Source organism: Pseudomonas sp. UF-293, assembly GCF_058245595.1.
The window spans coordinates 84,303-100,775 of record NZ_JBSICA010000017.1; the positions used below are offsets into that span (position 1 = coordinate 84,303).

17 protein-coding genes are annotated in these 16,473 nt (G+C 58.9%); 3 read left to right on the forward strand and 14 right to left on the reverse strand.

Annotation, left to right across the window (positions count from 1 at the left end):
- Window positions 1-173 precede the first annotated feature (173 nt).
- The 3 genes from AC4IHP_RS18150 to AC4IHP_RS18160 all read right to left on the reverse strand — a co-directional run bounded on the left by AC4IHP_RS18150 (window position 174) and on the right by AC4IHP_RS18160 (window position 3,063).
- Complete coding sequence (locus AC4IHP_RS18150) at window positions 174-1,100, reverse strand: hypothetical protein (RefSeq protein WP_490832361.1); 927 nt, start codon at window positions 1,098-1,100, stop codon at window positions 174-176.
- Window positions 1,101-1,242: 142 nt separating this feature from the next.
- Window positions 1,243-2,532 carry an NHL repeat-containing protein gene (locus tag AC4IHP_RS18155; RefSeq protein ID WP_490832362.1) on the reverse strand — a complete coding sequence of 430 codons (1,290 nt, stop codon included), beginning with the start codon at window positions 2,530-2,532 and terminating at the stop codon, window positions 1,243-1,245.
- Window positions 2,533-2,796: 264 nt separating this feature from the next.
- Window positions 2,797-3,063, reverse strand: coding sequence for a hypothetical protein (locus tag AC4IHP_RS18160; RefSeq protein WP_095179983.1), 267 nt, complete (start codon window positions 3,061-3,063; stop codon window positions 2,797-2,799).
- Between the two features lie 321 nt (window positions 3,064-3,384).
- On the opposite strand from AC4IHP_RS18160, the gene AC4IHP_RS18165 reads away from it, so the two are divergent.
- Window positions 3,385-4,710 carry a sigma-54 dependent transcriptional regulator gene (locus AC4IHP_RS18165; protein ID WP_460119085.1) on the forward strand — a complete coding sequence of 442 codons (1,326 nt, stop codon included), beginning with the start codon at window positions 3,385-3,387 and terminating at the stop codon, window positions 4,708-4,710.
- A gap of 95 nt (window positions 4,711-4,805) precedes the next feature.
- On the opposite strand, the gene fapF is transcribed toward AC4IHP_RS18165, so the two are convergent.
- The 9 genes from fapF to AC4IHP_RS18210 all read right to left on the reverse strand — a co-directional run bounded on the left by fapF (window position 4,806) and on the right by AC4IHP_RS18210 (window position 13,444).
- On the reverse strand, window positions 4,806-6,122 hold the full coding sequence (fapF, locus tag AC4IHP_RS18170) for a fibril amyloid transporter FapF (RefSeq protein ID WP_129998705.1): 1,317 nt from the start codon (window positions 6,120-6,122) through the stop codon (window positions 4,806-4,808).
- A 45-nt stretch (window positions 6,123-6,167) separates the two neighbouring features.
- Window positions 6,168-6,914 (reverse strand): fibril amyloid subunit FapE, encoded by a 747-nt coding sequence (gene fapE / locus AC4IHP_RS18175; RefSeq protein ID WP_460119089.1) that lies wholly within the window; start codon window positions 6,912-6,914, stop codon window positions 6,168-6,170.
- Between the two features lie 43 nt (window positions 6,915-6,957).
- Window positions 6,958-7,638 carry a fibril amyloid maturation endopeptidase FapD gene (gene fapD, locus AC4IHP_RS18180; protein WP_024012915.1) on the reverse strand — a complete coding sequence of 227 codons (681 nt, stop codon included), beginning with the start codon at window positions 7,636-7,638 and terminating at the stop codon, window positions 6,958-6,960.
- Window positions 7,639-7,704: 66 nt separating this feature from the next.
- Window positions 7,705-8,694, reverse strand: coding sequence for an amyloid-like fimbrin subunit FapC (gene fapC / locus AC4IHP_RS18185; protein WP_460119092.1), 990 nt, complete (start codon window positions 8,692-8,694; stop codon window positions 7,705-7,707).
- Between the two features lie 72 nt (window positions 8,695-8,766).
- Window positions 8,767-9,339, reverse strand: coding sequence for a fibril amyloid subunit FapB (gene fapB, locus AC4IHP_RS18190; RefSeq protein ID WP_490832363.1), 573 nt, complete (start codon window positions 9,337-9,339; stop codon window positions 8,767-8,769).
- Between the two features lies 1 nt (window position 9,340).
- On the reverse strand, window positions 9,341-9,790 hold the full coding sequence (fapA, locus tag AC4IHP_RS18195) for a functional amyloid chaperone FapA (protein WP_024012918.1): 450 nt from the start codon (window positions 9,788-9,790) through the stop codon (window positions 9,341-9,343).
- 328 nt (window positions 9,791-10,118) lie between these two features.
- A complete protein-coding gene (locus tag AC4IHP_RS18200; RefSeq protein WP_490832364.1) occupies window positions 10,119-10,643 on the reverse strand; it encodes an AAA family ATPase in 525 nt (174 codons plus the stop codon).
- Window positions 10,640-11,203, reverse strand: coding sequence for a nicotinamide riboside transporter PnuC (gene pnuC / locus AC4IHP_RS18205; RefSeq protein ID WP_490832365.1), 564 nt, complete (start codon window positions 11,201-11,203; stop codon window positions 10,640-10,642). Before pnuC ends, AC4IHP_RS18200 begins: the two co-directional genes overlap by 4 nt.
- 606 nt (window positions 11,204-11,809) lie before the next feature.
- The gene (locus AC4IHP_RS18210) at window positions 11,810-13,444 is read right to left on the reverse strand and encodes a methyl-accepting chemotaxis protein (protein ID WP_490832366.1); all 1,635 of its coding nucleotides are present in this window, start codon (window positions 13,442-13,444) and stop codon (window positions 11,810-11,812) included.
- 302 nt (window positions 13,445-13,746) lie between these two features.
- Here AC4IHP_RS18210 and AC4IHP_RS18215 point away from each other — a divergent pair, with 302 nt between their 5' ends.
- Together AC4IHP_RS18215 and AC4IHP_RS18220 are read left to right on the forward strand one after the other, a co-directional pair.
- Complete coding sequence (locus tag AC4IHP_RS18215; RefSeq protein ID WP_490832367.1) at window positions 13,747-14,577, forward strand: undecaprenyl-diphosphate phosphatase; 831 nt, start codon at window positions 13,747-13,749, stop codon at window positions 14,575-14,577.
- Entirely contained in the window at window positions 14,574-15,002 is a 429-nt protein-coding gene (locus tag AC4IHP_RS18220; protein ID WP_460119105.1) for a DUF1294 domain-containing protein, read from the forward strand. Before AC4IHP_RS18215 ends, AC4IHP_RS18220 begins: the two co-directional genes overlap by 4 nt.
- A 119-nt stretch (window positions 15,003-15,121) precedes the next feature.
- Here AC4IHP_RS18220 and AC4IHP_RS18225 read toward each other — a convergent pair whose 3' ends face one another.
- The gene (locus AC4IHP_RS18225; RefSeq protein WP_460119107.1) at window positions 15,122-15,481 is read right to left on the reverse strand and encodes an MmcQ/YjbR family DNA-binding protein; all 360 of its coding nucleotides are present in this window, start codon (window positions 15,479-15,481) and stop codon (window positions 15,122-15,124) included.
- Entirely contained in the window at window positions 15,478-16,386 is a 909-nt protein-coding gene (locus AC4IHP_RS18230) for a LysR substrate-binding domain-containing protein (RefSeq protein ID WP_460119109.1), read from the reverse strand. Before AC4IHP_RS18230 ends, AC4IHP_RS18225 begins: the two co-directional genes overlap by 4 nt.
- Between the last annotated feature and the right edge of the window lie 87 nt (window positions 16,387-16,473).

The following is a 16,473-nucleotide window of genomic DNA, read 5'->3' on the forward strand; positions in this document are numbered from 1 at the left end:
TTATTTAGAAGCGCGAAAGTTGCCGGATGTTTCAAGGAAGATCAAGGTTTCGGGATGCGATAGGTAGAACGGTCGCGCATTTTAAATGCGGCGCGGGCTCTATATCCAAAGGATCCACGGCGCCCTTACGCCGTGGATCTGTGATGCTTCAACGCTGATGCATGGATCGACGCTTAGATCTTTGATGCAACCACTCGAATTGCCCAGGGCGCCGACAGGCGGCCCGAATCGGACTTACACCGCAAAGTGTGCACATGGTTTACGGCAAGATCCGTTACTGTTGCGCTGAAGATTCCGCGATCATCGACTGCCCAAGAGACGAGATCCTTGTGGTAGTCAACAATCCAGCCCGTCTCGCCAGGGATGCCCGTACCGATAATCGTGACAGCCCTATCAGTTGTGACGCCATGATTCTCGATCTCCTGAAACTGCTCCTGACCGATCACGAACTTGATTTTCAGCGCTAGCGGTTTGATTACTGCAACTTGCCATGAGGCTGATTCAAGCCCGTTGGGTGCTCGTGCTACAAAGCGCTGAATGCCCGTTTGAAGTCCTGTGACATTGGCGCTCCAATGCCCGATCGAGTCAATATTCAGAAGCCGAATCACCGTCCCGTTGCACAATAGCTCCACTACTTGGCCAGGTATGCCTTGGCCGATCAGGTTCAGTTCATCATGAAATGTGCTCTGTCCGTCGGGGACAACCTTTCCGTCAGGCCCGTAGACCACTTCAATTACCGGCGCGCTCTGCACCTCGGAGGCGACGGTGACTGTCCAAGGAGCCGAGACGACCCCGTCGGCATTTCTCGCTATGTACGTATGCTGGCCCGTTTGCACATTGGCCAGTGCCACGATGAAGTCGCCCTGCACGTTAGCAATTACTACGGCAACGGGAAGCCCCGCATCCGATATATGCACATGTTCTCCCGGAAGAGCCGAGCCGCTGATCTGCAGGTTGCCGTCTCTGCTGATGCCACCGTTGGGGATGGATTCGCCTTTACCGTTGGTGACCTCGCGTATCACTGGAACATTGCCTGTCGTGGAGTGAGTCGTAATGGCGGCAGGCGTTAGTGGTGCTGATAATTTCTCTTGATCGGTCATTTTGAAATTCCCTTTTTCAGTCGTACACGCAGCCATTTGCGCGCCTCGATATCTGATGCCTGATCGAAGTATTCGTCTACTGTCAGAAATTACAGGTACGGCTATCTAACCGACAGACGGTGAAAGTGTGCGTGCAGCCGATTTATGGATTCAGATAACGCGCAACCATCGCCCGGTAGTTGCCATCCAGTGAATAGCCGCCTACAACAATGGCCCCGTCCGGTTGCACGGCCAGCGAACTGGCTGCGTCGAGACTTCGCCCCAGTCGCGTGCGCAGCCAGCCGTGGCCTTGTCCGAACGCTGGATCGAGGCTGCCATTGCGCAGATAGCGGGCGACCATGAAGTCGGCCTCAACGCCGCCGATGGTGGCGCCTACGGCAATTATCCGGCCGTTGCTCATCAACTGGGCGGCGTTCCATTGGCATCCGCTGGGGCCGATGTCCAACACCTGTGGCTGGCCATGATGACAGTGCAGGTCCGGTCGACCGTTGGCGTGCAGGACGAACGTCAAACAGCGGATCGGATCGCGGCTGCTGCCGAAACAATAGAGTCTGTCGTCGGATTCAATGATCTGGCTGACCTGAGCGCTATTGCCGTGGGCCTTGAAGGCCATGAAGCCGTCGACGGCGAAGCGCTCATCCAGGCTGCCATCGGGCCGATACACCGCCAGCAGGCCTTGCTGAGGAAAGTCGATGGAGCCTGCGACGACGACGCGCCCATCCTTCTTCAACAGCAGCGTACTCAGCCAGGTATTGAGCAGCAGGTGCCGGACCACGACAAATCCGCGCCCATTGAAAGATTCGTCGAGACGGCCATCGGGATGCAGGCGAATCAGCATCCCGGCGTGATCGGCGAGGCTGAAATGATGGTTGGCGATCAGCAGAATGCGGCCGTCCTGCTGCACCGCAAAGTCACAGGCTTCGACACCTGGCACGCCCGGCGGCAGCCAGTTGTCGCGGGTGCCCATGGAGAGTTCGCCGGGCAGGCGCACGATCTGGATACCGTCATCACCGAAGGTTCGGTCTGGCTGGCCGTTGGCCTCGAACAGGGCGAGGGCGGGCAGGGTGCGATGGGTATCTTCATAATGCAGGCCGGCCAGAAGAATCCTGCCGTCGGCTAACACCTGAACCTTACCGGCCTTGGCTTCGAAGCCCTCGACAAAGCTGTCGATCACGCTGCCCTGAATGCCGAACGACAAATCCGCCGAACCATCAACTAGCAGCCGCGCCAGGCCGAATCGACTTCCCTTGGGCGTACCGACTTTGGCGGCGACCAGAATCCGACCCTGTGCATCGAGCGCGACATGTTGGGTCTGGCTGGACAAACTGCCGGCGAAGTACACCTGCGCAACACCGCCAATGGCGAATGTCGAGTCGAGCGAACCGGGGTTGTTCCATGCAGTAGGCAGCGCATAGGTGCTCAGGGTGGACATGCACGCGTCTCCTTGCGAGTGAGCCGATACCCAGTGATTGGGCGGCTGACTGCACGAGCGAAACATTCAATCCCTGAACCGCGAGAAGTACAACTGCAACAACTAACAGAACGACGGTCGCACTGTGCCAGAACAGTGTCTTGTTGAACCAGTCGCAAGCGAGCCAAGTACTTTGGTTGAAACTGCACTGCAAGTACGTTGCTTATTCGACGATGTATACAACAAGGGCGGATGACTTTAACGTCATCCGCCCTTGTTCGGTTATCAGTGCGGCATCGACCATGATTGCAGCGTGTGGCCGTCTTCGCTCAGCTCGGCGCGGGCCTGCTGCAGCAGTTGTTCAAGTTGCGCCGGGTCAGAATAGGCGCTGCTCGGAATCTGTTTGCGACCGATATGGGAGTTGGTGCGGTCGACGACGGTCAGGCTCAGTTCGCCATTGCCGTCTTGTGGCGCCCAGGCCACGCACTGAAAAGGCTTGAAGGCGTGGTTGGCAATCAAAAGAGCTTCGTTGATACGCAGCGGGGCAGTCATGGGGTCTTCTCTCTATTAGCGCCCAATCAAGTGATGTGCCGGCGGTTGGGCTTACCGTGCGGCGGGTTACTTGTACTGATGCACGCAACCGGGGGGTGGGTCACAAATCAAACAAAGAAATTTTCGACATGAGTCAGCACAAGTCAGGGCAAATCAAATAGTCGATAGCTAACTAACAACCAACTTTCTTATAACTCTTTTAATAACCCCCCTATAAGCAATCGATACAAGCACCCGTCAAAATCTTGCTAGTGTTACAACCGGGTCTGCCAAATGACTGTTTTTACAATCATTTCCAATGTTTGGCGCCAAGGAACAGTCATGAGCGAAGCGCCTGCGTCGAGACGTTTACTGGTGGTCGATCCCTGCGACGACTGCTATCGCCTGTTGCCCGGATTGCGCGCCGTAGGCTGGGATGTCGACAGTTGTAATCTGGAGAATGCCAGCGCGCGAGCCTGCGACGTCGGCCTGCTGCGCTTGCAACCGTTTCACCTTGAACGCCCTGAAGCGGTCAAGGAGCTGATCAGCCGCAGCGGCACCGAATGGATCGCCGTGCTCAATCAGGAAGTCCTGCGTTTGCAGAACGTCGGCGACTTCGTCTGCGAATGGTTTTTCGATTTCCACACCTTGCCCTTCGATGTCTCACGCGTCCAGGTCACCCTGGGCCGCGCGTTCGGCATGGCGCGCCTGCGCGGGCAGGGTACGATTCATGTCGATCAGCCGGAGCACGAATTGCTCGGCGACAGCAAGCCGATCCGCGAACTGCGCAAACTGCTGAGCAAACTGGCCCCCACCGAATCGCCGGTTTTGATTCGCGGCGAAAGCGGCACCGGCAAGGAACTGGTTGCGCGCACCCTGCACCGGCAGTCCCAGCGCCACAACAAACCGTTCGTAGCCATCAACTGCGGCGCGATTCCTGAGCATCTGATTCAGTCCGAACTGTTTGGCCACGAGAAAGGTGCGTTCACCGGCGCCCACCAGCGCAAGGTCGGACGCATCGAAGCGGCCAATGGCGGCACGTTGTTCCTCGACGAAATCGGCGACCTGCCGCTGGAATTGCAGGCCAATCTGCTGCGCTTTCTGCAGGAAAAGCACATTGAACGGGTAGGGGGCAGTCAGCCGATCCCGGTGGACGTGCGAGTGCTCGCGGCGACCCACGTGGACCTGGAAGCAGCGATCGAGAAGAAACGCTTTCGTGAAGACCTTTATTACCGGCTCAACGTCCTGCAAGTGGTGACCGCACCACTACGTGAACGCCATGGCGATCTGTCGATGCTGGCCAACCACTTTTCGCACTTCTACAGCCATGAAACCGGGCGCCGGCCAAGAAGCTTCAGCGAAGATGCGTTGATAGCCATGGGCAAGCACGACTGGCCAGGGAATGTGCGCGAGCTGGCCAACCGGGTAAGGCGTGGGTTGGTGTTGGCTGAGGGGCGGCAGATCGAGGCGCGGGATCTGGGCTTGATCAGCCAGCATTCGATTGCCACGCCGATGGGCACGCTGGAGGATTACAAGACCCGGGCGGAACGGCAGGCGTTGTGTGATGTGTTGAATCGGCACAGTGATAATTTGAGTGTGGCCGCGAAAGTCCTCGGAGTTTCGCGGCCTACTTTTTATCGGTTGTTGCATAAGCATCAGATTCGTTAGTTGGCTGAAGATCAAAAGATCGCAGCCTTCGGCGGCTCCTACAGGGATTACGCAATCCGTATGTAAGAGCTGCCGAAGGCTGCGATCTTTTGCTTTTAGAAGTAATACGGGAATTTCAGGCTGAACGAAAAGTCCGGCGCATCATCGGTCATGCCGATCGACAAGTTCGGCACGATCGTCAGGTTGTCGGTGGCCGCGATGGTCATGCCGACGTTGAAGTAGCCGGCATTGGCATCACTGGACACCACCGATTCCCAATCGCCGCCGTCCTGTTTCAGCTTGCTCTTGCGCTGCACCAGGTCGGAGACCGAGAACGACATACTCATCTTCTCGTTGAGCGCGAAGGCGATGCCGGCGCCGATCTGGAAGCTGTCGCCGATGCGCACTTTGCCTGGGGTTTTCTGGTTGACGGTGGAGCTGATGTCGTCGAACGACTCCTCGAGGTTGTGGGTGTAGGAGAGGCTGCCGAACAGCACCGCCGGGTCGAACGTCTTGACCAGCGAGATGCCCGGGGTGATCGACCAGACGCCGTTGCCGGTGGGCAGAGTGTCGGGCACGAACAGGTTGGAGTTGGCGTCGGTCTGGCGCAGTTTGATGCCGAACGGGTCTTTGCCGGTCGGCGCCTTGACGCGCAAGGTGACGACGGCGTCCGGGGTGTTGACCGACTCGTCGAGGAACTTGTAGGCGATACCGAAGTTGACGTCGCCAATGGTTGGATCCTTGGTCACGGTTTCTTCGGTGGTCACACCTGCAGCGCCCTGATTGCCGCCGCCGGATTGATACGTCGACTCGCGATACACCACCGGCACGTTCAGGTCGAACTGCCAGCGATTGTCGAAGTTGTAGCGACCGGTGAGGTCGAGGGTCCAGGTGTCGGCCTTGATCCGGTCGAGGTTGATGTTGCCCAGGAAGATCGAATCCAGCGCAAGGAACCCGTTCAGGATCAACTGGCGGGTGTCATAGCGCGAATAGGTGACACCGGTTTCGAAACTGAACTTGCCGCCACCGAAAAAGCCGCTGGCTTCGTCATACAGGTTGGAAACGCTCTGCGCCGGTTGCGAATCATCGGCCAGCGATTGACCGTAGGAAGCGCCACTGCCCCCGGCGGCGCCTCCCGATGCAGCGGCCGCACCGGTGCCTGTGGCGGCTCCGGTAGCGACGCGATTGCCTTTCATGTCGGACGGCGATTTGGCCAGCCGTTTTGGCGGTGGGGCGGCGGGTGTCTCTTCTACCTGGCGGACCCGTTGTTCAAGTACCGCCAGCGCTTGTTGTTGTTGTTCGTATCGTTGTTTCAGTTCCAGAAGTTCCCGTTTCAGGGCTTCTACATCGGCGTCGGGTGCTGCTTGCAGCATTGCCGCCGGGAGAAGGGTACTCAAACACACTGCAGCACGCAGTGATACTGATCGATACATGAATAAGCCGTCCCTTTTAGCCCAATGATCGAGACTCAGCGTAGTTCAATATCCGATATTGCGTAGGGCCCCGAGTTGAGTCAGGTTGCAGTCCAGTGCACCGGCGCTTCTGCCGTTATTGTTAAGTACGACGTTGAGCTGCGTAAGGTTGTTGACCACGTTGGCACTGCCCAGCAAACGGGTGTTCTGCAGCAGCCCGCCCTGGGCGACCTGTTGCAGCGCGGTGCCTTGATTACCGCTGGCCTGAATAGCCATTTGCACGCCACCGCCATTGGCCGAAACCGCGACGCTGCCGGCACCGTTGCTGCCGGTGATGGTCTGCCCGGCAATAAGAGCCTGGCCTTGCGACGGTACCAGTGCCGGCGCCTGACCGGCTTCGCTGACGTTGATCGCGACGTTGTTGTTGGCGGTGTTGCCATCGCCGGCGGCGCGCACGCTTTGCGTCACGCCCTGGCTGCTGTTGAGGCCGGCGCCACCGATGACAGTGCCGGTACCCAATGTGGGCGTACTGCCGTTGCCGGACTCCTTGATGGTCGAGACATAGAATTCCGGTTTGACCGTTGCAGCCTGGATCTGCATCGAAGTCGCAGCCCCGATCAAATCGCCGCTGGCGTTGCGCCAGGTACTGCTCATGACAATGCCGAAGCTGATGATCCGCCCCGGCATGACGTAACGACCGCGCAGCTCGGCGAGCTCCTGGTCCTTGATTTCGATGGGTTTGAATCCGGCATGGGCTAAACCTGACGCACTCGCTGCCAGGCAGGCGGCGGCCAGCCAGTATGAGCTTTTCATCTGCTGCTCCCGGGACATCCAGTCCCATTCTCTAACTCGGCGATTAAAAGAAGTCGCTCTGAATGAACCCGAAATCCATCAATTCCGCATCTTTGACCGGGTTGAAACTGTCCAGCGAGTTCTTCGCCGTCAGCGGCACGGGAGGGCTGCGCAAGGCGTTGGCCTTGTCGTAACCGGGGCCGACGATGGCAAAGACGATGCCGTTCCAACCTTTGACAAAGTCGTCGTGCTTGTAGCGCTTGTGGCCGAGAACCGGGTCACCGATGTAGACCCAATCCTTGTCCGAACGCTGCAGGACGACGAAATGCTTGTAGCCGCGAATGTCCATCAGGACCACCACCGGAATGGTCACCGCTTCGAGTTTCTCGGGCGGGATCCGGTAGCCACGGGCGCGCATGCCGATGCTTTCTACGTAGCGCTTCATGTCGAGCATGGAGAAACCCTGGGTTCGCACCAGGTCCTGATCAGCGTTGACCAGCATGCCTTTGATGATGTGCTCCTCATCGACGTCGAGCCAATAGGCCTGGCGCAGAACCGTTGCCAGTGCAGCAGCGCCGCAGCTGAAATCGGTTTTCTGTTCGACGATGTCGGCAAACTTGCGCTCACGAATGCTTTGCACGTCCTTGTAGACCAGCACGCCACCCGGCAGGGCAGCGACCGGCATCTGCGCCGCCTGAGTCAGGCCACACAGACAAAGCAGAGCGAGGAGGGCAGGAGTCCGCATGATCGAATACGCCTTGTGGAACCTGGGAAAAAAGCCCCGTTGCCGGGGCTTTCGTTTCGATCGCGATTACATGCAGGCTTTGCAACCTGCGGCGATGGACAGCGAGTTGCTTTGTTGGTTGCCCACACCCGCCGAGACGTTGGCTCCGCCGTTGCCGGAGAAGTTGTTCATCGAGTTGGTCATGTTGGCGTTGTTGACGACTGGGGTTTTCCAGCCATCTTTGGTCAGCACTTGTTGGGTGGTGACGCCAGCGAGGCCAAAGCTGCCCACGGCTTCGAACTTGGCTTTCTGATCATCGTTGCCGCCGTGGCCGCCGCCACGGTTACCCCAACCGCCATGGTTGTCGTCTTCGATGGTCGCGGTGCCTTTGGCTTTGAATACGCCAGCGGCTGCGTAAGTACCGGTAAGGGTGTCGGTTTTGTAAGCCTGCACGCCTTTGTTTTCCACGACCAGGCCAGTCGAGGACTGGTTGGCAGAGGCAGCAGCCTGCGCTACACGACCACCGGAAACGGCGATGGCGAGGTTGTTTTTCTGTTGGTTGAAGTTGCCGGCGGTCACGTTGATGCCGATGTTGCCGGAACCATTGTTACCTGCATTGTTGAGCGTGGCGTTGTTGAAGGTGGACGAGTTTTTCACGTAGTTGTTGTTGTTCACCTGAGTCGCGCTCGAGGCGGCAACAGCATTACCGAAGATGAAGCTTTCGTCAGCGGTGGCCAGTGCAGCAGCGTTGTCCTGCTGGTTGGCGTCGCCGGCGGCCACGTTGGCACCCATGTTGCCGTTGGAGCCGTTGAGCGAGTCGCTGGCATTGGCATTGTTCAGGGTGCCCTGGTTTTTCACCACGTTGCCGTCGCTGTTTTGTGCGTCAAGTACAGCGGCGCCGGCGCCTGCGGTGATCTGCAGCAGTTGTTCAAGATTCGGACCTTGTGGCTGGCCGTGACCATTGCCGTGCCCGTTACCATGACCGTTATCGTCACCACGGCCGCCGGCCTGTGCTGCCATTGCCATCACTGCTGCGAGTGCGAAAACCAGTGGTTTGAGAGCCATTGTAGGTTTCATGGTGTTTCTCCGTCGTGCTTATTAGTTGGTTAAGTGTTGGGACTTTTCTAATTGCACTGCTTTTTGTTTGGGTCAGTCTGCGACCCGGATGCTCAGGGTGTTAGCCATTCGGTTCCCCACCCCGGCACTCTGGTTCACCTGGATTACCCCGCGGCTGCCGGTGAAGGCCTGATCACTGGTCGTGACCTGGCGACTGCCGATTGAGGTACCAGTTGCTCCTGAGCTCGGTACAAACGCCACGTTCTGTTGTGAAAGGGCGCTGTCGTCAACGCTTTGCGGGCCGGCACTGATGCTGACGCGCGTCACGTTGGCCATTTGGTTGTTGGCACCGGCGCCCTGGTTCACACCGAGGATGCCGTTGCCATTGCTGAAAGAATTGCCGCCGATATTGGCGCTCGCGTCGATGGCGCGGCTGGCGGGCGTGTCGATGGTCTGCCTGACGTTGGTGGTGGCATGGGCTTCGGTGCCGATGGCAATCGCCTTGGTGTTGGCCTGTTGCATCTGGTCACCGGCGGCCTGGTTGACGTTGAAGTTGCCGCGATACTGCGCACCGGAATCCTGAATATTGGCCTTGTTGACTGAAGCCGAATCGGCCATGGCGCTGGTGCAGCCGAGCAGGGCGAGAAGCAGCAGGGTGCGATTCATGTCATTGGCCTCCGGCCATGCGAGTCAGAGGCGCCAGGCCGGTGCTCATCGCCCGGTTGACAGTGTTGGAGATCGACGCCCCGGAGCCGCCGCCGCTGCCCGTGCGCATGCCAGGCAGGCCGTTCTGGTTGGTCAGGGTGTTCATGCCGGGCAGGTTGGAACTGGGCGTGGTCATGTTGCCGCGAATCGATGAGCCGCTGGCGACGCTGGCGAAATCACCGTCAGTGAGTTCGGTGCTGCTGAGGGTCTGGTTGATCCGCGCCGAAGGGTTGGCGTTGACCGTGGTTGGATAGGGATCTTTGCCGCCGTTGCGCCCGATCGGGATTGGCTGAACGTCGCGGTTGAGGACGATCACTCCATTGCCTTCGGCCTGGGCACTGACACTGATCAATGCGCTGGCGGCTGATCCGATCAGCAGGAGGCAGGTCAGGCTTTTATTGAAATTCCCCACGGCTGCAATTCCTTCTTCAGTGGGCTGGGTTTCAGCGTTGTGAAGGAGAGAGCGAAAGCTGTGCCGGTTTTGGGATGTCTTGTTATTTCAATGGCTTGGCGGCTTTGGAAGTTATGGTGTCGCGGCCACTGTTTCACCGCTGAAACACAGGAAGGAGCGCTTGGCCGGCGATTGGCACCGGAAAGCTCTGGCACAAGGGTTTGCGCCGATGTGTTTCATCAGCGTAACAGGTCGCATGACGGAGTGATGAACAGCGTTTGGACGGGGCTTTGCGCGATCAGGAGTGTTTCAAAAACGGACAGATTTGCTCGAATGCCGCCGTGGCGGCTCAGCGGGACAGCAAATGCTCGACCGCCGCATAGGCTTGGGCTTGGCGTTCGACCCAGTTGCCTTCAATAACTTGCAGCGGCTGTTGATGCTGAGTCAACCAGTCACGAGTGGCTTCGTAGAACGCCATGCGATCCTTGATATCCGGTTGGCAGCGCTGGCCGTCTTCGGTCCAATCGATCTGTTGCGGCGACAGCAGCAGGTGCAGGTCGTAATGGCGCGCGAGCAATTCGGCTTCAAGCCAGTCCGGGCAATCGCCGAACAGGGTCTGACTCCAGAGGATGTTGCTCAGCAGGTGAGTGTCGAGGATCAGCAGTGAGGGTTGCTTCGCTCGCGCCTGATCTTCCCATTGCAACTGGCCTCGGGCGATTTCAGGGATGTCCGCGAGGCAAGTGTCGCGTGGGTTTTCTTCGATAAACCGACGCACATATTCATCAACGCGCACACCGCCGAAACGCTGCTCCAGGCCTGCCGCGAGCCAGCTCTTGCCGGTGGATTCCGGGCCGGTGAGAACAACGACTTTCATGTGCGCAACGCCGGATCAGCGCGCCATTCACGCCAGCCTTGCACCGCGAGCAGGGTAAACAGCCCATAGAGGCCTGCGGTCAGGTACAGACCTTTATAGATGAACAGGCCTACAAAAATGACATCGAGGACAAACCACAGCGCCCAGCATTGCAGGCGTTTTTGCGCCATCCACAGTTGCGCCACCAGACTGAAACCGGTGAGCGCCGCATCGAGCCACGGCTGTGCGGCGTCGGTCCAGTGCGCCATCGCTGCGCCCAGCAGCAGGCTGCCGATGGCCCCGACGCCGAGGCCGCGCAGAATTGAGCACGTGTCGAGGCGGGTGACTTGGCGCCCGTCATGCATCGTCCCGGCGCGGGTCCACTGCCACCAGCCGTAGATTTGCAGCGCGGCGTAGACCACTTGCAGCAACATGTCCGAATACAGCTTCACCTCAAAGAAGATCCAACTGTAGAGCAACACCATGACCAGCCCGATCGGCCAGCACCACGGATTCTGTTTGACCGTCAGCCACACGGCGATGACACCGAGGGCAGCGGCGAACAGTTCAAGCCCGGACATGAAGATTCCTTTGGGGGAATGAAGAAGGGGGCGGATTGTACTGCATTCACCCAAACACTGAAGAACCCTGCTGGAGCGAGCCCGCTCGCGAAAGGGCCCGTCCAGTCGACATCTTCTCCGCGTGACCCGCCGCCTTCGTGAGCAAGCCCACTCCCACAGGGTTTGATGTTGTCCGCAGATTCCCGACAACCCCACCAATCTCATGTGGGAGCGGGCTTGCTCGCGAAGGCATTAAGTCAGACACAGAAAATTCGCGTGACCTGCCGCTTTCGTGAGCAAGCCCACTCCCACAGGATTTGATGTTGTCCCCAATTCCCAACAACCACACCAATCTGATGTGGGAGCGGGCTTGCTCGCGAAGGCATTAAGTCAGACACAGAAAATTCGCCTGACCCGCCGCCTTCGTGAGCAAGCCCACTTCCACAGGATTTGTGGTTGTCCGCAAATTCCCGACAACCCCAACAATCTGATGTGGGAGCGGGCTTGCTCGCGAAGGCGGTGTGTCAGACGCATAAAATTCGCCTGACCCGCCGCCTTCGTGGGCAAGCCCACTCCCACAGGGGTTAAGGATATGCGCAGATTCCAGACTACCCCACAGGTTTTGAGTCAGACCCGGAACTGCCGAAGCAACCCGTTCAGTTGTTCGCTCAGTTGCCCAAGGCGCAGACTGGCTGCACTGGATTGTTCCGCCGCCAACGCCGTGCTGTGCGACAGCCCGGCCGCCTGGGTGACGTTCTGGTTGATGTCCTCAACCACATGCGCCTGTTGCAACGTGGCGCTGGCGATCGAAGCATTCAGGCCGTTGAGATTACGCAACGCCTGGCCAATCGCATTGAGGCTCGCCCCGGCCAGTCCCGCCTGTTCAATGGTCAATTGCGAAGCCTTGCTGCTGTCGCCAATCACCTTCACCGCAGCTTCGGAGTGGTTCTGCAAACGCTCGATCATCGACTGAATCTCCGCCGTCGATTTCTGCGTGCGCTGCGCCAACAATCGGACCTCATCGGCGACCACGGCAAACCCGCGACCTTGTTCACCAGCACGCGCCGCTTCAATCGCCGCATTAAGCGCCAACAGGTTGGTCTGTTCGGCAATCGAGCGAATCACCTCCAACACGCTGCCAATCTGCGTGCTTTCGGCCGCCAGCGTGCGGATCACTTCCACCGCCTGATCGATCGTGCCGGATAGCTTGTCGATCTGCTGCAGGCTGCCGTCGATGTTGATCTGCCCCTGCTGCGCCTGCGCTTCCGCGTCGCGCATTTCTGCGGCGGCATGTTCTGCGTTTTTCGCCACGTCCTGCACGCCGTAGGTGACTTCGTTGATCGCCGTGGCCACCAGTTCCATTTGCTGCGATTGCTGCTGACTGCGCTGCTGTGCCTGCGAGGCATCGTTACCCAGCTCGCTGGATGACTGGCCCAGGGCGCTGGCCGAGATCTGCAAATCTCCAATCACTCGGCGCAATTTGGCAGTGAAGGCATTGAAGTGATGGGCAAGCTCGGTGACTTCATCCTTGCCATGGGTATCGAGGCTGCGGGTCAGGTCGCTTTCGCCGCTGGCGATGTTGGCCATGGCATTCACGGTTTCCTGCAACGGACGAACGATGCTGCGCGCGATCAGAATCACCAGCAGCGCCATGATCAGCGCAATCGCCAGACCGATTGCCGAGGCCTTGATCATCTGCCCCTGGAACTCGGCCTGCACATCGTCGACGTACACACCGGAACCGATCACCCAGCCCCAGGGTTCAAACAGCTTCACGTACGAAGTCTTCGCCACCGGATCAGTCGCTCCCGGTTTCGGCCAGCGATAATTGACCATGCCCGCGCCTTTGGCCTTGGCGATGGCGACCATCTCGTTGAACACCGCAAAACCGTCCGGGTCGCGGATCGCCGAGAGGTTCTGGCCTTCGAGTTTGGGGTTGGTCGGGTGCATGACCATCACGGGCGTGAGGTCGTTTATCCAGAAGTAGTCGCTCTGGTCATAGCGCAGGCCACGGATCGCCGTCAGTGCCTGCTTTTGCGCCGCGTCCCTGGTCAGGGTGCCAGCGGTCTCCAGACCCTGGTAATACGTGAGCAGGCCGCTGGCGGTCTGCACCACGTGCTGGGTTTTCTGCGCCTTGGCGTGGTAGAGGTCGTCGTGGATCTGCTTGAGCATCAGCACGCCCAAGGTCAGCAACATGACCACCGCCACGATCAAGATGAGCCACAAGCGTCGGCTGATCGACACACTGCGCAAGCTGTTCATAACGCTGTCACTCCGGGATTCTTGTTCTTGTAATAAATGATCGCCAGCATCCGGCCACAGCTGAGTGTCCGGGACCGCGCGATTCAAGCCTTCCAACGCGCAGAGCGCTATTGAGGCTTGTCTGTTAGGATTTCGGCCCCGCGCGCAAAAACCTGAATCCGGTTTTGACATTTCACGGAATTTTTACCGTTTCGTGTGGATCCTGTGCGCGCAATCGCTACAGCTTTTACCGGCTACGCTGGACGCAGTGAACGAAAAAATACTATCGGGGCATGCCTTGCGCATCGCTCTCTGGGGGATTGATGGATCTTTGGACCGCCTTGCAGGCACTGATTCTAGGAGTTGTAGAGGGGCTGACGGAGTTTTTGCCCATTTCGAGTACCGGACACCAGATCATCGTCGCCGACTTGCTGAACTTCGGCGGCGAACGGGCCATGGCGTTCAACATCATTATTCAGCTCGGCGCGATTCTCGCGGTGGTCTGGGAGTTTCGCCGCAAGATCCTCGACGTGGTGATCGGCTTGCCGACCCAGCCAAGCGCACGGCGTTTCACCGCCAATCTGCTGATCGCCTTCCTGCCGGCGGTGGTGCTGGGTGTGATCTTCGCCGATCTGATTCACGAATACCTGTTCAACCCGATCAACGTGGCGGCAGCGCTGGTGGTTGGCGGGGTCATCATGTTGTGGGCCGAACAGCGCCAGCATGAAGTCCACGCCGAAACCGTTGACGAGATCCGCTGGACCGATGCGCTGAAAATCGGTTTCGCGCAATGCCTGGCTATGATTCCCGGCACTTCGCGCTCCGGCTCGACGATCATTGGCGGCTTGCTGTTCGGCCTGTCGCGCAAGACTGCAACCGAGTTTTCATTCTTTCTCGCCATGCCGACCATGGTGGGTGCGGCGGTGTATTCGGGCTACAAATACCGTGATCTGTTTGTGCCAGCGGATTTCCCGGTATTCGCGATTGGTTTCGTCACCGCGTTTGTCTTCGCCATGATCGCTGTGCGCGGTTTGCTGAAGTTCATCGGCAACCACAGCTACGCAGCGTTTGCCTGGTACCGAATAGCGTTCGGCCTGTTCATTCTGGCGACCTGGCAGTTCGGCTGGGTGGACTGGTCGGCGGCCAAGCCATGAACGATTCGCGCGCGCAGCGCCCGCAAGGACGAGCTTCTGGCGGGCGCCTTCAGCATGTGAAGTTGAAGCTTGTGGTGCTGTTGATCGTCTGCGCGCTGCCGCTGTTCGGCTCACTGTCGATGTGGCTCAGCGGCATCTCGCGGGTGCCTCTGGCGGCGTACGGGATTGTCAGTGTGCTGGCGTTTTTTCTGTATTGGGCCGACAAGCGCAAGGCCCGCGCCGATGCCTGGCGCACCCCGGAAAACATCCTGCATGCGGTAGAACTGGCGGGCGGCTGGCCCGGTGCGTTGATCGCGCAGCAAGTGTTTCGGCACAAGACCCGCAAGGTGTCGTTTCAGATTCTGTTCTGGGTGATCGTGCTGCTGCATCAGGTGTTCTGGATTGACCAGATTTTTCTCGGATCGAACTTGCTGTCGCTGATCTAAAGTCCACCGAAAATCCCCTGTGGGAGCGAGCCTGCTAGCGAAAGCAATCTCATCCTCGCTGATGAGACGCCTGACAAACCGCCTTCGCGAGCAGGCTCGCTCCCACAGGATTTGCGTGCTTACAAACGCAGGCCGATTTGGGTTTTCTTTGGCAACTTGCTCACCACCAGTTGATGTGATCGCTGCAACAGCCCCTGCAATTCCTCGGCACTCAGCGGGTAGGGCGGGTGCATGATGATCCACTGCGCGCGCGCCAGATACGGCGCCGGATGAATCCCCGGGCGGTCGCAATGGCCGAGAAACAGATCCTTGTCGACCTTGAACGCCAGCGAATCGCCGCGTAATCCCTGCAAGGCGAACATCTTGTTGCCGGCAATCGAGAACACCCGCACGCCGCCCCATTTGTAATCTTCCCGCGCGCCCGGCAGAGCCAGACAAAATGCGCCAACCTCGGCTTCGCTCATCTTTCCCTGTTTCATAACAACCGCTCCCCGCAGGCATCGAACGATTCGACCAGATGATCGATCCATGCACGCACCGCCGGCATCACCCCGCGCCGGTGCGGATACACCGCTTGCAACCAGCCGCCGGGCAATGACCATTCCGGCAGCACCTGCACCAGCGTGCCGTTACGCAGTTCGGTCTCGCAGAACATCATCGGCAGCACGGTGAAACCCTGACCGGCGAGCACGCAGGCCTTGCGCACGACAAAGTCATCGATGCCCAGCCGCGCTTCCATGCTCAGATCGACACTCTTGCCCTGCTGGTCGAGCAGACGCACATGGACCATGCGATCAGCTTCCAGCGCGCCGAGCACCGGCAGGTTCTTGAGGTCCTGCGGATGATTGATGGTCTTGCCTTGCATGAAATCCGGGCTGGCGATTACCACCGCCTGGGCCTGACGCAAACGTCGAGTGACCAGCAACGGATCTTCATCGCCGTGATCGCGCACCCGCAAGGCGACATCGATGCCTTCAGTGACCAGATCCACACGGCGATTGAGCAGCACGACCTCCAGTTGCACCTGCGGAAATTTGCCAAGAAAGTCGCTGATCACCGTCGGCAGCATTTCATGGGCGAGTCCGGTCGGACACGACACCCGCAAGCGCCCGCGTGGTTCGCTGGACATGCTCGCCACGGCTTCGTCAGCCATTTCCGCTTCCAGCAACATCGCCTGACAGTGGCGCAAATAGCGCTCGCCGACAGCGGTGAGATTCAGTTGGCGGGTGGTGCGTTGCAGCAGACGCGCGCCGAGACGTTCTTCCAGCTCGGCAATCCGCCTCGAAAGCCGTGACTTGGGAATTCCGAGCAATCGCCCGGCGGCGGCAAAACCGCCGGCTTCGACCACTTTGGCGAAATAGTAAAGATCGTTAAGGTCCTGCATGCGCGTTTCCAGTCGTTCTATCAATGGGACGAACTATCGCATTGCCGGCGACTAATCAGCTATTGGTTTGTTGCGTAGGATTGTCTC

Excerpts from the sequence above, each read along its gene's own strand:
- AC4IHP_RS18150 (WP_490832361.1), bottom strand. The coding sequence starts at position 1,100 with ATGACCGATCAAGAGAAATTATCAGCACCACTAACGCCTGCCGCCATT.
- AC4IHP_RS18155 (WP_490832362.1), bottom strand. The coding sequence starts at position 2,532 with ATGTCCACCCTGAGCACCTATGCGCTGCCTACTGCATGGAACAACCCC.
- AC4IHP_RS18160 (WP_095179983.1), bottom strand. The coding sequence starts at position 3,063 with ATGACTGCCCCGCTGCGTATCAACGAAGCTCTTTTGATTGCCAACCAC.
- AC4IHP_RS18165 (WP_460119085.1), top strand. The coding sequence starts at position 3,385 with ATGAGCGAAGCGCCTGCGTCGAGACGTTTACTGGTGGTCGATCCCTGC.
- fapF (WP_129998705.1), bottom strand. The coding sequence starts at position 6,122 with ATGTATCGATCAGTATCACTGCGTGCTGCAGTGTGTTTGAGTACCCTT.
- fapE (WP_460119089.1), bottom strand. The coding sequence starts at position 6,914 with ATGAAAAGCTCATACTGGCTGGCCGCCGCCTGCCTGGCAGCGAGTGCG.
- fapD (WP_024012915.1), bottom strand. The coding sequence starts at position 7,638 with ATGCGGACTCCTGCCCTCCTCGCTCTGCTTTGTCTGTGTGGCCTGACT.
- fapC (WP_460119092.1), bottom strand. The coding sequence starts at position 8,694 with ATGAAACCTACAATGGCTCTCAAACCACTGGTTTTCGCACTCGCAGCA.
- fapB (WP_490832363.1), bottom strand. The coding sequence starts at position 9,339 with ATGAATCGCACCCTGCTGCTTCTCGCCCTGCTCGGCTGCACCAGCGCC.
- AC4IHP_RS18200 (WP_490832364.1), bottom strand. The coding sequence starts at position 10,643 with ATGAAAGTCGTTGTTCTCACCGGCCCGGAATCCACCGGCAAGAGCTGG.
- pnuC (WP_490832365.1), bottom strand. The coding sequence starts at position 11,203 with ATGTCCGGGCTTGAACTGTTCGCCGCTGCCCTCGGTGTCATCGCCGTG.
- AC4IHP_RS18210 (WP_490832366.1), bottom strand. The coding sequence starts at position 13,444 with ATGAACAGCTTGCGCAGTGTGTCGATCAGCCGACGCTTGTGGCTCATC.
- AC4IHP_RS18215 (WP_490832367.1), top strand. The coding sequence starts at position 13,747 with ATGGATCTTTGGACCGCCTTGCAGGCACTGATTCTAGGAGTTGTAGAG.
- AC4IHP_RS18220 (WP_460119105.1), top strand. The coding sequence starts at position 14,574 with ATGAACGATTCGCGCGCGCAGCGCCCGCAAGGACGAGCTTCTGGCGGG.
- AC4IHP_RS18225 (WP_460119107.1), bottom strand. The coding sequence starts at position 15,481 with ATGAAACAGGGAAAGATGAGCGAAGCCGAGGTTGGCGCATTTTGTCTG.
- AC4IHP_RS18230 (WP_460119109.1), bottom strand. The coding sequence starts at position 16,386 with ATGCAGGACCTTAACGATCTTTACTATTTCGCCAAAGTGGTCGAAGCC.